The 13,910-nt window shown below is 68.0% G+C and carries 13 protein-coding genes; 4 read left to right on the top strand and 9 right to left on the bottom strand.

Going from position 1 to position 13,910, the window contains the following annotated elements; genetic code table 11:
- From RIV14_RS12760 to ftsY, 3 genes are all read left to right on the top strand, one after another.
- Nucleotides 1-1,122, top strand: a 1,122-nt coding sequence (locus RIV14_RS12760) for an AAA family ATPase (protein WP_309325217.1), incomplete at its 5' end; no start/stop codon positions are given.
- A 161-nt stretch (nucleotides 1,123-1,283) separates the two neighbouring features.
- Nucleotides 1,284-1,658, top strand: a complete 375-nt coding sequence (locus tag RIV14_RS12755) for a hypothetical protein (protein ID WP_075373349.1) — start codon at nucleotides 1,284-1,286, stop codon at nucleotides 1,656-1,658.
- 361 nt (nucleotides 1,659-2,019) lie between these two features.
- Nucleotides 2,020-3,180, top strand: coding sequence for a signal recognition particle-docking protein FtsY (gene ftsY, locus RIV14_RS12750; protein WP_075373350.1), 1,161 nt, complete (start codon nucleotides 2,020-2,022; stop codon nucleotides 3,178-3,180).
- 130 nt (nucleotides 3,181-3,310) lie between these two features.
- Here the strand turns inward: ftsY and RIV14_RS12745 are convergent, their stop codons facing one another.
- From RIV14_RS12745 to RIV14_RS12730, 4 genes are all read right to left on the bottom strand, one after another.
- Entirely contained in the window at nucleotides 3,311-3,922 is a 612-nt protein-coding gene (locus RIV14_RS12745) for a response regulator transcription factor (protein ID WP_075373351.1), read from the bottom strand.
- A 78-nt stretch (nucleotides 3,923-4,000) separates the two neighbouring features.
- Nucleotides 4,001-5,176 (bottom strand): sensor histidine kinase, encoded by a 1,176-nt coding sequence (locus RIV14_RS12740; protein ID WP_075373352.1) that lies wholly within the window; start codon nucleotides 5,174-5,176, stop codon nucleotides 4,001-4,003.
- A gap of 10 nt (nucleotides 5,177-5,186) precedes the next feature.
- Nucleotides 5,187-5,915, bottom strand: coding sequence for an ABC transporter permease (locus RIV14_RS12735; protein ID WP_428978888.1), 729 nt, complete (start codon nucleotides 5,913-5,915; stop codon nucleotides 5,187-5,189).
- A gap of 137 nt (nucleotides 5,916-6,052) precedes the next feature.
- Nucleotides 6,053-7,045 carry an ABC transporter ATP-binding protein gene (locus RIV14_RS12730; RefSeq protein WP_075373354.1) on the bottom strand — a complete coding sequence of 331 codons (993 nt, stop codon included), beginning with the start codon at nucleotides 7,043-7,045 and terminating at the stop codon, nucleotides 6,053-6,055.
- A gap of 371 nt (nucleotides 7,046-7,416) precedes the next feature.
- On the opposite strand from RIV14_RS12730, the gene ffh reads away from it, so the two are divergent.
- Entirely contained in the window at nucleotides 7,417-9,102 is a 1,686-nt protein-coding gene (gene ffh, locus RIV14_RS12725; RefSeq protein ID WP_075373355.1) for a signal recognition particle protein, read from the top strand.
- A gap of 14 nt (nucleotides 9,103-9,116) precedes the next feature.
- Here the strand turns inward: ffh and RIV14_RS12720 are convergent, their stop codons facing one another.
- The 5 genes from RIV14_RS12720 to RIV14_RS12700 all read right to left on the bottom strand — a co-directional run bounded on the left by RIV14_RS12720 (nucleotide 9,117) and on the right by RIV14_RS12700 (nucleotide 13,653).
- Complete coding sequence (locus tag RIV14_RS12720; protein ID WP_075373356.1) at nucleotides 9,117-9,728, bottom strand: response regulator transcription factor; 612 nt, start codon at nucleotides 9,726-9,728, stop codon at nucleotides 9,117-9,119.
- Complete coding sequence (locus RIV14_RS12715) at nucleotides 9,725-10,819, bottom strand: sensor histidine kinase (RefSeq protein ID WP_075373357.1); 1,095 nt, start codon at nucleotides 10,817-10,819, stop codon at nucleotides 9,725-9,727. Before RIV14_RS12715 ends, RIV14_RS12720 begins: the two co-directional genes overlap by 4 nt.
- Nucleotides 10,820-10,953: 134 nt before the next feature.
- Nucleotides 10,954-11,838, bottom strand: coding sequence for a hypothetical protein (locus tag RIV14_RS12710; protein WP_075373358.1), 885 nt, complete (start codon nucleotides 11,836-11,838; stop codon nucleotides 10,954-10,956).
- Between the two features lie 59 nt (nucleotides 11,839-11,897).
- Entirely contained in the window at nucleotides 11,898-12,908 is a 1,011-nt protein-coding gene (locus tag RIV14_RS12705; protein ID WP_075373359.1) for an ABC transporter ATP-binding protein, read from the bottom strand.
- Between the two features lie 106 nt (nucleotides 12,909-13,014).
- The gene (locus tag RIV14_RS12700; protein WP_309325216.1) at nucleotides 13,015-13,653 is read right to left on the bottom strand and encodes a glycoside hydrolase family protein; all 639 of its coding nucleotides are present in this window, start codon (nucleotides 13,651-13,653) and stop codon (nucleotides 13,015-13,017) included.
- Nucleotides 13,654-13,910 lie beyond the last annotated feature (257 nt).

Here is a 13,910-nt window from a genome sequence, read left to right as displayed (position 1 = left end):
AGCGCCCAGCTGGCGGTCGCCACGCACGTGCGGGACCAGGCGCGCGCCGCCGCCGAGACGGCGCGCATCAGTGTGCAGCAGGCGACCGATGAGCGTGCGGCCATCGAGGCCGAGCGCTCCCAGGCTCTGGCCGCCACCAACGAGGTTCGCGAGGAGATCGACCAGCTGACCAAGGAGCTGGGCAGCCTCACCGATGCCGCCCACCGCGAGGAGGTGGCCCGGGCCGAGCAGCGCATGCGTCTGGAGGGCCTGGCGGAGCGCGCCATGAACGAGCTCGGCCTGGAGCTGGACCCCCTCGTGGAGGAGTACGGACCGCACATGCTTGTTCCCGAGCTCATCGAGGACGCTGATGCTGCCTCCGTCTCTGACTCCGGCTCCGCCGCGGACCAGGACACTGCTCAGGCATCGGTCGGCGGCGCAGGCCACCCGGGCCGTCCCTACGTGCGCTCCGAGCAGGAGAAGCGCCTGGCCAAGGCCTCGCGCGACCTTGCCCGACTCGGCAAGGTCAACCCGCTGGCCCTGGAGGAGCATGCGGCCCTGGAACAGCGTCACCAGTTCCTGGCCGAGCAGCTGGCTGACCTCAAGCGCTCGCGAGACGACCTGCTGAGTATTGTTGAGGAGATCGACACGCGGGTTCAGGAGGTCTTCGCCCAGGCCTACGAGGACACTGCCCGTCAGTTCGCCGCCGTCTTCGATCGGCTCTTCCCCGGCGGGGAGGGGCGGCTGGTGCTCACGGATCCCGATGACATGCTCGCCACCGGCATTGAGATCGAGGCGCGCCCCGCCGGCAAGAAGGTCAAGCGACTGTCCCTGCTCTCAGGCGGGGAGCGCTCGCTGGCCGCCGTGGCCCTGCTGGTGGCGATCTTCAAGGCGCGGCCCTCGCCCTTCTACGTCATGGATGAGGTCGAGGCGGCCCTGGATGACACGAACCTGGGGCGGTTGCTGGAGATTTTCACCGAGCTGCGGCGCTCCAGCCAGCTCATCATTATCACCCACCAGAAACGGACCATGGAGGTGGCCGACGCCCTCTACGGCATCACGATGCGAGACGGGGTTACCAAAGCCGTCTCGCAGAGGCTGGCCCAGCCCGACCGCGGGACGGCTGTGACTCCTGATGCCTGAGTGAAGCGTGATGAGAATGTGATAGACTGCTGACAGTGTGACCGTCGTTTTCAGATACGAACCATTGTTGTGTCAGGAAGTTGTCAGGTTTGGTTGTTGATTGGACGACAAGTGCGTGCAAAGTCTGGTCAGATCGTATTTCGCAAGGCAGAATCCTAGCTATGGGTGTCATGATTCTTCCTCTCGTCGTCGTGCTGGTTGCCGGTCTGCTTGTGCTCGGCATGGTTTGTGCTGAGCGCTTCCCGGTGCGCTCCTGGCCCTCACGCATTCGCAGCGTGGTCCGCAACTCTCAGGAGGTGCGCCTGGAGGAGCAGGACGTCGAGGTTGAGGTGGTGCCCCAGGAGGTCAGCCTGTCCGACCTCATGACGCGTGAAGGGCCGGCGGTCTACGCCGGGACCGAGGGCTTCGGAGGCCTGGTCGGCGTCGTCGGAAAGGCGATGGACGCTGCGGAGAGGACTCGTGGCTCCGCCGGCTCCCGGCGTCGCGCTCATGTGCATGAGCCGGCAACCAGTGGGCTGTCGCAGCCTCAGAGGTGAGTGGCGGCGGTAGCCTCGTGAATACCGCGGTGGACACTTTTTTCACGACTATGCGGTGCCGCGGTGACGCTGCTTCTAGATGAATTCCTAGCCCTGGGAGATTGCCGCTCCTCCGATACCCTCTCGCACTTTCTCTCACTCCCACGGTCACCGAGCTGTTTCGGTCTAAGAGCGACACGGCTCACCGGGTAATGCGGCTACGAGAACGCCTCATCCTGCAGCGCGCTCACGAGCGCGCTGCAGTTTTCTTCATGCCGTAGCCACGCCGCATGCCCAGGGTCCTCGCGCCTTCCTCGGGCGAGAGGCGACCCGGGCAGGCCGACCCCGCCACAGGGGGCCCGTGATCGGGCATGATGGGTCCATGGAACCGATCCTCATCGTCCTCGGCATCATCCTGGTCATCGTCATCGCAGGAGGGCTGTGGCTCTACGCCGGTAGACGGCGGGGCCGGGTCTCCGACGAGATCAGCGCCCACAAGCCGATGTCCGTGGAGGATCTCCTGCCCTCTGAGGGTGAGGACACCGAGGAGGAGGCCGACGAGGAGGGCGCCGCCGAGCCGGCTGCGACGCTGGAGTCCCCCGAGTCCATCTCCGGCCGCATGCAGCGCCTTCGCGCCCGCCTGGCCGGCGCCGGCGGCTTCGGCAAGGCGGTCCTGTCCGTCCTGTCCCGAGGAGACCTCACCGAGGAGGACTGGGAGGAGATCGAGGACACGCTGCTCACCTCCGACCTGGGCATCGAGGTGACCACCTCACTCATGGACGAGCTGCGCACCCAGGCCAAGGTCCTGGGAACCTCCGACCCCGAGGCGGTCCGCGCCGTCCTGCGCGCCGAGCTGCTCAAGCTCGTCGACCCCTCCCTGGACCGCTCCCTCAACCTGGAACGTCCCACACCGGCCGAAGGGGCCCAGGGGACGCCCGCGGCGGCCATCCTCATGGTGGGGGTCAACGGCACCGGCAAGACCACCACCTGCGGCAAGCTCGCCCGCGTCCTGGTGGCTCAGGACAAGACCGTCGTCCTGGGGGCGGCCGACACCTTCCGTGCCGCGGCGGCCGAGCAGCTGAGCACCTGGGGCGAGCGCGTGGGTGTTGACGTCGTTCGCTCCGAGAAGGAGGGAGCCGACCCCGCCTCAGTCGCCTACGACGCCGCCCGCGAGGCCGCCGCCCAGGAGGCGGACGTCGTCGTCGTCGACACCGCCGGGCGCCTGCAGAACAAGGCCGGCCTCATGGACGAGCTGGGCAAGATCAAGCGCGTCATGGAGAAGATCGCCCCGGTCGGCGAGATCCTTCTGGTCCTGGACGCCACCACCGGCCAGAACGGCATGCGCCAGGCCCAGGTCTTCTCCGAGGCCGTGGGCGTCACCGGCATCGTGCTCACCAAGCTTGACGGCACCGCCAAGGGCGGCATCGTCGTCACCGTCCAGAAGGAGCTGGGCGTGCCCGTCAAGCTCGTGGGCCTGGGGGAGGGCGCCGACGACCTGGCCCCCTTCGACCCGGAGGGCTTCGTCGACGCACTGCTGGGCTGAGCCCGCGAACCGACGCGCCCCAGCGAACCACGCCGCAACGCCCCCGGTCACCCGCCTCGTCCAGAGAGTGGGTGGCCGGGGACATTTGGGCCAGTCGAACGAGTCTTCCGTGTCCTCGTCCTAGCCAGCGCTACTCAATGATCCACCCCTTCTGGGCGGCGATGTGCACCGCTGCGGCGCGGGTGGGCGCACCGGTCTTGGCCATGGCCTGGGACAGGTGGTTACGGGTGGTTCCCTCCGAGAGATGGACCCGCCGGGCGACCTCGGAGACGGTGGCGCCGTCGGCGGCGGCCTGAAGCACCTCGGTCTCCCTGGCGGTCAAGGGAGAGTCCCCGAAGATGAGCGAGTCGGCGGCCAGCGCTGGGTCGACGACGCGCAGCCCGGCATGGACCCGGCGCACCGACTCGGCCAGCTCGGTGGCCGGAGCGTCCTTGACGACGAAGCCGTGGGCCCCGGACTGAATGGCTCGCCGCAAGAATCCGGGGCGCCCAAAGGTGGTGACGATGAGGACCCTTGTGGCCGGCAACCGCTCCAGGAGACTCGCGGTCGCTCTCAGCCCGTCGGTGCCGGGCATGTCAACGTCCATGAGGACGACGTCGGGCCGCTGCTTGAGCGCGACGGGCAGGACGTCGTCCCCGTTGCCGACCTGGGCGACGACCTCGATATCGGTCTCCAAGGCGAGTAGTGCGGCCAGCGCCCCGCGCACCATGGCCTGGTCATCGGCCAGCATCACTCGGATCATCGCTCAGCTCCGTTACTCAAGGTTCCTCAAGGCCGACGACAGGAGTGCTCGCCGGAGTTCGGGATGCGCGCGACCGGGTCACTGGCTCGCGTCGGGCGCCATAGGTGAGGATAGACGGCGGGCGCGTACTCTCAGGACGGTGCCGCTGCCACTGGAGGGCGTCTCGATGGTGAGGTCGGCACCATTGTCGTGACAGCGCTGGCGCAGTCCCTCCAAGCCGTGACCGTCGCCGGTGCCGGTCGAGTTCAGTCCGATACCGTCGTCGGCCACCTCAATGGAGTCGGCGCTCAGCGCCACCCTGCAGTGCGAGGCGTGGGCGTGGCGCACAATGTTGGTCACGCCCTCGCGCACCACCCAGGCGAAGAGCTCGCGCAGCTCGGGGTCGACGACCTCGACGGTCAGCGGGAGGTCGGCGCGGACACCGGCCGAGGTCAGGACGTTGGTGGCCCGGGCCAGCTCGCCGGCCAGGCTCAGTTCTCGGTAGCTGTTGACGGTGGCGCGCACGTCGGCCAAGGCGGAACGTGCCAGGGACTGAACCTCGGTCAGCTCCGCCCTGGCCTGATCGGGGGCGGTATCGACGAGCCTGGTGGCGAGCTCGGTCTTCAAGGCGATGACCGTCAGCGAGTGCCCCAGGATGTCGTGCATGTCCCGGGCCATGCGGTTGCGCTCCTCATTGATCTCCAGCTCGTGGGTGCGCTGCTCCAGAACGCGGGCCGCCCTCCGCTGCTCCATGATGTAGCGCCCGAAGACGCAGGCGCCGCCCGCGCCGAGTAGAGCGATCCAGGCGCCTTCACTTGCGGACCAGGAGGGACTCATCCTGGGAACGAGGAAGAGGGTGCCAGCGAGGATCGCGATGGGGCCGATGGCCGCCTGCCAGGGCAGGGAGAAGGCTAGGACGACGGCCAGGAACACCACTAGCTGCAGGCTTTGAGGCCCCACGCCGAGGGCAGCCCCGATCGCTGTGAGGGCTCCGACGACGATGAGCAACAGACTCAGGTGGCCGGGCCAGGTCAGGCCATGGCGCACCCGTCTCACGCTGAGCGAGCAGGCGGCGTACAGGCATGCGCAGGAGACAACGGCGCTGACAGCGCCCCAGACCCCACCGTTGGATCCTTGGGCCAGCCCCTCCTTGACGACCGGAATCATGGAGGCGGCCCACACGATCCCCCAGCCGACCGCCACAACGCGGGTGCGGCGCGCCCGCGCCTCGTCGGGGGACAGGGCGCGGGCGGTCATGGACGAGATCGTACTCATTCTTGGAGCTCTAGACCCGAGCAGTGTCGCGGCCCATCCTCCAGGCGGCGCCGCCCAGGAAGACGGCGAGCCAGGTCAGCACGTTGACCAGCCACCACCAGGAGAAGCTCTCTGCGCCCATGGGCCACAGCGCCAGGTTGTGCAGCCCGTACATGGGGGTGAGGCTGCCGATGCGATCCATGGTGGAGCCCGGCGTCAACGGGATGAACATGCCGCCGAGGAAGGCGAGCAGGGCCATGAGCGGGCCGACCACCTGCATGGCGTTGTCCGAGGGAAGGAGGTAACCGACGAACAGTCCGAAGGCGACGAAGACCAGGGAACCCAGCCAGATGATGAGAGCCGAGGAGATCCAGGCCGTGGCAGGCATCTGCGCGTGACGCACGGGGCCGCAGGCGTAGACGGCGCCGATGGCCAAGGCGCTGATGAGCATCCCCACGATCGCCTTGGCGGTGATGTAGGCGATGGGCTTCAGCGGGGTCAGGCGCAGCTGGCGGCTCCATCCCGAGGCCCGCTCGGTGCTTACGGCCGCCCCTGCCCCGGTGGTGGTCATGAGCGCGCCGTACAGGGCCATGCCGATCATCATGTTCGCCACGATGTTGCCGTTGCCGTAGGGCGTGGCCGAGTAGTCGGTGGTGGTGAACATGAGGAAGAAGGCCACCGGTAGAACGATCGAGAAGATGACGGAGCGACGGTTGCGCAGGCGCCGGCGCACCTCGAGGGACAGCAGGGGAAGGCTCAACCCGCCCAGAGGGGGCGTGGTGCGGGAGGACAGATCGAGGTGGTTGACGGCTGATGAGGCGGAGGAGGACTCAGAAGAAGACATATCGGTTCCAGTGGAGGACGTGGGAGAAAGAGTGGCGGTGCTGCTGGTGCGAGTCATGCTGACGCTCCCAGAGTGGGATCTGCGGCGCCGTCGCTGGTCAGGGCCACGAAGGCGTCCTCCAGACCCCGGCTGGTGATCTCCAGGTCCTTGGCCAGGTGATCGCTGAGGAGAAGGACGGCAACGGCATCGGTGTCGGTCGAGGTCAGGGTGAGCGTGTTGCCCAGGATCTCGACGTCGTGGATCCGTCCACGGGTCTGCAGGTCGGTCAGGGCGCCGCGCAGCCGCTCAGGAGCGCAGGTCAGGGTGGCTCGCAGGGAGCGGCCGCTCACGGAGGCGCGGATCTCGGCGGCGGTACCGTCGGCGATGATGCGCCCATGACGCATCAGGACGATCCGGTCGGCGAAGGCGTCGGCCTCCTCAAGGTAGTGCGTGGCGAAGACGATGGTGCGCCCGCGCTCGGCGTCGGCGTGGATGGCCTCCCAGAAGCTGCGGCGCCCCTCGACGTCCATGCCTGTGGTCGGCTCATCGAGGATGAGCAGTGCCGGATCGCTCACGAGCGCCATGGCGAAACGCAGGCGCTGCTGCTGGCCCCCGGAGCACTTCTTGACGATGCGCGAGGCGAAGTCGGTGACGCCGGCGCGACGCATGGCCTCCTCGGCATCGATGCGATGGGAGAAGAGGCTCGCCGTCAGCTGCACCGTCTCACGCACGGTGATATCGGGCAGGAGGCCTGCGGTCTGCATGACTGCGGCGACCAGGCCCCGGTCGACCGCCTGGCGCGGGCTCATGCCGAAGACTCTCGCATCGCCCCTGGTGGGGCGGCTCAGTCCCAGGATCATGTCGATCGTCGTCGTCTTGCCGGCGCCGTTGGGGCCCAGGAGGGCGACGACCTCGCCGGGGCGGATGGTCAGATCGACACCGTCGACGGCGGTGACGTCTCCGAAGGACTTGTGCAGATCGGTCAGTCGGACGGCGTCCCTGTGGTCCGTCCGGGGGTCTTCCGGGACGGAGGCCTCCAGGCCGGTCCGAGGCGTTGCTGTGCTCATGGCTCAAGACTCGCGCTGCAGCGGCGGTGGCCCATGGCCCATCGGTCATCACTTGGTCATGACATATCTCAGGGGTTACCAGGCGGCGAAATACGGTGGAATACCGGGAGAAAACCTGTGTTCGAGGTGGGGAGGGCCTCGAGGGGAGCCAGGTCCCTGGGATATGACTCGGGGGACGTATCCGGCTGGAGAGTGTGGGCTCAGTCCCGGTCCGGGCACGGGGGAGAGGACGTGCCCTTCTTGCCGCTATCCTGGGTCACAGTCGAGGTGAGCGCCATGGCCCATGGGCCCCATGGGCATGGACGCTCCACCCTCATCCGCCCTGAAGTCTCCCGACCAATGCGCCCCACGGCGCCAGGAAGGACCATCGCGTGTTCGGCAACCTCTCTGATCGCATCACCGCCTCCTTCAACCAGCTGCGCGGCAAGGGTCGTCTCACCGAGGCCGATGTCAACGCCACGGTCACCGAGATCCGCCGCGCCCTCCTGGAGGCCGACGTCGCCCTGCCCGTGGTGCGCGCCTTCACCGCAGCGGTGCGCGAGAAGGCGGTCGACGCCGCCCGCTCCCAGGCCCTCAACCCGGGCCAGCAGGTCGTCAAGATCGTCAACGAGGAGCTCATCGAGGTTCTGGGAGGCCAGACCCGGGAGATCCACTGGGCCGACCGCGGTCCCACGATCATCATGCTCGCAGGCCTCCAGGGTGCCGGTAAGACCACCCTGGCCGGAAAGCTCGGACGCTGGCTGCGCGACCAGGGCAAGCGCGTCCTGCTGGTGGCCTCCGACCTCCAGCGCCCCAACGCCGTGACCCAGCTGAGCGTCGTCGCCGAGCGCGCCGGGGTGCACGTGTGGGCGCCAGAGCCCGGCAACGGCGTGGGCGACCCGGTGGCGGTGGCCCGCTCCGGCGTCGAGCACGCGCGCACCAACGGCTACGACGTCGTCGTCGTGGACACCGCCGGCCGCCTGGGCGTGGACGCCGAGATGATGGACCAGGCGATCCGCATCCGCGATGCCGTCTCCCCCCACGAGATCCTCTTCGTCCTGGACGCCATGGTCGGTCAGGACGCCGTCAACACCTCGGTCGCCTTTCGCGACGGCGTCGGCTTCACCGGCGTGGTCCTCTCCAAGCTCGACGGCGACGCCCGCGGCGGTGCGGCCCTGTCCGTGCGCGGCGTCACCGGTGCCCCGGTCCTGTTCTCCTCCACCGGTGAGGGCCTGACCGACTTCGAGCGCTTTCACGCCGACCGCATGGCCTCGCGCATCCTGGACATGGGTGACCTGCTCACCCTCATCGAGCAGGCCGAGCGGACCCTGGACCGCCAGGAGGCCGAGGACGCCGCCGCCAAGCTCGCCAAGGGCACCTTCACCCTCGACGACTTCCTGGGCCAGCTGCGTCAGATCCGCAAGATGGGCTCCATGAAGAAGCTCCTGGGCATGATGCCCGGCATGGGGCAGATGCGTGAGGCCCTGGACAACTTCGACGAGCGCGAGGTCGACCGCATCGAGGCGATCGTGTGCTCCATGACGCCGGCCGAGCGCAAGGACCTGTCCATCCTCAACGGCTCTCGCCGCAACCGTATCGCCAAGGGCTCGGGAACCACGGTCCAGGCCGTCAACGAGCTCGTGGACCGCTTCGAGCAGGCCAAGAAGATGATGGAGGCCATGGCCTCCGGCGGCATGGGCGGACTCGGTGAGGGCGGTCCCATGCCCGGCATGGGGTCGCTGCCCGGAATGGGCAAGCACTCCAAGGCCCGCCAGGCCCCCAAGGCCAAGCGCGGTAAGGGCGGCAAGAAGGGCCGCAGCGGCAACCCCGCCAAGGCCGCCCGCCAGGCCAAGGAGGCCGCCGCCGCCAAGCAGGCCAGGATCGAGGGCGGCCAGGGGACTGCGCCCGCAGCCGGCTCCTCCTTCGGGCTCGGCGGCGGCCAAGGCGGTGCCTCCGGCTACGGGATCATGCCTCAGGGCCAGCCGCAGGCCCAGGCCGGTGCGCAGCCCTCGGGCGACGACGTCGCCGACGCCATGAGCGCCCTGCCCGAGGACCTGCGCCGCCACCTCGGGCTGTAGAAGCCAGGCCCCGCTTACAGCCAGCCGTTGGTCTCGGCGGTGCGGGCCGCCTCGGTGCGGTTACGGGCGTGGGTCTTGGCGATCGCCGAGGACAGGTAGTTGCGCACCGTGCCCTCGCCCAGGCGCAGCCGCGTGGCGATCTCTCGGGCGTCCGCGCCCGTGGCCGCAGCCTGCAGAACCTCCTTCTCCCGCTCGGTCAGCGGATTGGGCCCGAGCAGCACCGACTCCTGGGCGAGTTCGGGGTCAATGACCCGCAGGCCCGCATGGACCTTGCGGATCGCCTCAGCCAGCGCCTCAGGCGGGGTGTCCTTGACGATGAAGCCCGCGGCTCCCGCCTCCATGCCCCGTGAGAGGTAGCCCGGGCGACCGAAGGTCGTCACGATGAGGCACCTGCACGATGCCCCGGAGGCGACGACGTCCGCAGTGGCCGCCAGTCCGTCGCGCCCCGGCATGTCGATGTCCACCAGGGCCACGTCCACGGCGTGCTCACGCACTGCGGGGAGGACCTCGTCGCCCCGCCCCACCTGGGCCACCACCTCCAGATCGCTCTCCAGCCCCAGAAGCGTCGCCAGCGCTCCACGCACGAGGGCCTGGTCATCGGCGATGAGCACGCGGATCGGGTTCACGGCAGCCTCACCTCCAGTCTGGTTCCGCCGGACGTCACGTCAACGGAGTCTGTCTCGACGGTGCCGGATAAGTCGGTGCAACGGGTGAGAGGACTGGTCATGGTGAGGCAACCGCCCTCCTGCTCAATACGGGAGCGCAGGCCCTCCAACCCGTTACCGGGTTTGTCACCGGCCAGGCCGACACCGTCGTCGCTCACCTGCAGCAGCCCCGGCTCCAGATGCACTGCCACGGTGGCCGCCTGCGCGTGCCGAACGACATTGGTCGTCGCCTCGCGAAGAGCCCAGGCCAGTACGGCTCGTTGACGCTCAGGAATGTCCTGGGCGCTGCCGGTTATATCCACGCTGATCTGGGCGGCACTCAGAGCGGTACGCGTGGCCTCCACCTGGCTGGCCAGGTCCGGGGACCGCAGGCGCGTTACCGTGGAGCGCACGTCGGTAAGGGCCCTGCGGGCCAGGGTGATGACCTCGTCGAGCTCCCGGGAGGCGGCGGCCGGGTCACGCTCGATGAGCCGGCGGGCGACCTCGGCCTTGAGGGTGAGGACCGTCAAGGAGTGCCCCAGGATGTCGTGGACATCGCGCCCGAGGGCCTCGCGCTGGGAGACGAGGGCGAGCTCGCGCTCGGCGGATGTTCTGCGCTCCTGGAGCTCCACCGCGATGCGGGCGATGATGATGGGAACCTCGGTGAGCGATATGCCCAGTACCTGCCAGTGCGACTCCGGATGCGTGTTCCATAACAGCGAGGCGGCAGCCAGGAGACCCGTCGCTATGACAACGGTGGGGATGCCCCGGCGCAGCGTCGTGGAGAACAGGAGCAACGAGCAGAAGAAGGGGAAGAAGCAGACCGTCCACCATCCCAGCGCCGGCAGCGTCAGTACGGTGAAGAAGGCCTGAACCGCGAGCTCTCTCAGGAGGATGCGAGTCGGGAGGCCAGTAGGAGGGACTCCGACCCTCGGTGCACGGTTGTCCGGCGTCGAGAACGCCCAGACGTAGCCGGCGATGAACCCCAGTACCCCGGTCAGCCCCAGCAGACGCTGCCACCAGGCGAAGGAACCGAGGAGAAGCTGGATGATGGGGACGATCAGGAAGAACACCCACACCGTGGCGTCCCAGACAACGTGACGGCGATGAAGGCGCCAGGGGTGGGAACGGGACCGCCCTGATCCAGACAATGATGCCGTCAGGTCGGCTGAGTCATGCAGGGGCTGTGGCATGGTCATCGCCGGCCTCACCGGCGCCCGGTCACCCGGCGTCGGGCCCCGATCACGAGCAGCCCGAAGATGAGTGTCCACGCCACCAGGTTAGCCAATGGCATCCACAGCGGGTCCTGAACGCCCGCCTGCCGATCCGGTACGTAGGTCCACCCCTCGCCCAGCGGCCACCGGGCCAGCGCCGTCGACCCGTACATCGGGGTGAAGCGACTGATCGTCAGCAGCGTGCGGTTCAGGGGCATGAAGGCGTTGCCGATGAAGGCGAACAAGGAGACCAAGGAGGTCGCGATACCGATCGATGCCGAGGACGGCAGCCACATCCCGGCAGCCAGCCCCCACAGGACGAAGGGCAGGACCCCGATCAGGCAGATGAGGGGACTGGTGGCCCAGGCCCAGCCCTCCATCTGCGAGTCCGTCAGTGCCCCAGCGGTGAGCACGACGACGACGGGAAGAGCCGCGGTTCCCACCGCGGTGCCGGTCTTGACCACGAGGTAGCCGCGCAGGCCCCGGGAGGTGACCGCCATCTGCCGGCCCCAGCCCGCCGACTGCTCGACGGCGGCCGCCGCCGAGGCGCTCGTGGCACCCAGGCAGGCGCTGAAGGAGGCCATCGCAAGCATCACCGAGGCCGAGACATTGCCGTGAGCATGCGGGCCGTAGTCCCCGGCGGAGGCGTTCAACCGGCCGAAGACGAGGTACATCGCCACAGGGAAGGCGACAACGAAGAAGAGGTTGGCGGGCTCACGCAGGCTCCGATAGAGGTCGAGCCAAAGGTAGGTCAGGAGGGGGCGTACGGGCCTGAGTCCTCCCGGACGAGGTGATCGGCCTGCGAGCTTGCCCGCGTCGGGATCGACAGGGGAGTTGGATGCTGAGGAATCAGAGGGTGTCTGGGACGTCGCGGTCATGATGCGGCCTCATTGCTGGTGGTGATGGCGGTCGGGGTGAAGGGTGTGGGCTCAGTCCTCTACGGGGCTGCCTCATCAGAGCCGCCGGAGGTCAGAGCGGTGAAGACCTCGTCGAGGCTCGCGGCGCCGATCCCCAGGTGCTCGGCGGGGGTGGCACTCAGCAACCAGCGGGCGAGGGCGTCGGAGTTAGTCGTGCGCAGCTCCACGTGCTCACCGTGGACGACCGCATGCCCGATGCTGCTGGCCACGGGACAGTCGGCCAGGTGCTGCCCCAGCGTTTCCTCGGAGACCCCGGGCCAGGTGACGGTCACCAGGGCGCCATCGCCCAGGGCTCGGATCTCATCGACACTGCCGTCGGCGACCAGGCGGCCATGGGCGATGATGACGATGCGGTCGGCGAAGGAGGCCGCCTCCTCCAGGTAGTGGGTGGCGAACAGGACGGTACGGCCGCGGCGGGTCTGGGTGCGCATCGTCTCCCAGAAGGCGATTCGGGCACTGACATCCATTCCGGCGGTGGGCTCGTCCATGATGAGAAGGTCGGGGTCCGGCAGCAGGGCAAGGGCCAGGCGCAGGCGCTGACGCTCGCCTCCCGAGCAGCGGCTCACTCTGCGGGTGAGGAGCCGGCCAAGATGCGCCTGGTTGACGACGTCGTCGAGCCTGGAGGCGTGCGAGACTCCGTCGCCGTGCCGGGGGCCCATCGAGGCCACGACTCGCAGGGTCTCCCCGACGGTGAAGTCGTCCAGCAGACCGCCGTCCTGGAAGATGACACCAACGCGACCTGCCTGGACCGCCTGGTTGGGGGAGGTTCCGAGAAGCTCGATCGTCCCGGCGTCGGGGCGGGTCAGCCCCAGGATCATGTCGAGGGTGGTGGACTTGCCCGCGCCGTTGGGGCCCAGGAAGGCGACGACCTCTCCGGGCCGGATGGTCAGGTCAAGGCCGTCGACGGCGACGAGGCTGCCGAATGTCTTGCGCAGGCCACGGGAGTCAATCGCGGGGGCTGGAGCTGTGTGCCCGATCTGAGGACAGGATCTCGGGGAGTGAGTGACGGGGGCTGTGGTGGTTCGGGTCATGACCTCAGGCTCCTGCCGGCCCGCGGTTCCCGGTACTGAGCGCTGTCACCGCTGCCGCATGACAGCTGTCATGCAGCAGCGGGCCGTGTGGGAAACCATCGTGTCCTCAGGACTGCGGTGCGTAGCCGACCAACGTGGAGCCGTCGATCGCGACAATGAGGTTCTGGCGCCAGACGGGGATGACTGCGCCACGGGATGTGATGGGCAGGGGATCCATCGGCGTCTTCGATGTCGTGTCAATCATGAACACGGCACCGATCTCACTGCTGGCGGAGCGGCCGCGTATGGTGAGCGTGCGCTTGTCGGAGCTCAGTTTCCAGGAGCTCTGGAACTGTGCACGAGCCGGTGTGTTCCACATGGCTACTTCGTCGGACAGCGTCAATGGGGTCCCGTTGAGGCTGCAGTGCGTGGCATCGGAGCAGGTGAGGTCGATATCGGCCCAGCTCGTGTCTCCCGACTCGTAAGCGGCCTTGAACTGGGACAGCGTGGGTTGCTGACCATCCTTGATGAGGAGGGACGCAGTGGAGCCCTTGAGAGTGAAGGACTCTGCGGGTGCCCCATTTTCGGAGAAGGTGGATGCAGTCGAGCTGTCTGGATCGATGGTGACCCAACCGTCCCTAGCGGAAAGCAGCTGGATGGGGCGCCCTTGATCATTCTTCTCCGGTGAGAGAGTCAGGAGAGAACCGTCCCTCGTCGAAAGAACTCCGATCCTGGAAGAGTCTTTGGGGGTGCTTTCAACGGACACTGCGATCGAGTCTGATGTCGGTGTCCCATCGGCGTGGTGCCAGAGTGGATAGACCGACGTGAACTCATAGGTCTGCTGCCAGCGCTGAGTCGGCTCTCCATCATTCCAGTCCCAGCCCGCGCAGGTGCTGCTCCCGTCCGAGTACGAGGAGCTGCATGAGACGGCTATGTTGTCATTGGCGACAAAACTTGACGACTGGAAACCCGGTGGGAGTTCGGTCGTCTTTCCTGTTGTCGGGTCAAGAACCTCGTCGTCTA

Source organism: Actinomyces acetigenes (genome assembly GCF_031296635.1).
Classification (GTDB): domain Bacteria; phylum Actinomycetota; class Actinomycetes; order Actinomycetales; family Actinomycetaceae; genus Actinomyces; species Actinomyces acetigenes.
The sequence above is the reverse complement of the archived record's forward strand: the minus strand, read 5'-3'. Positions and strand labels throughout refer to the sequence as shown.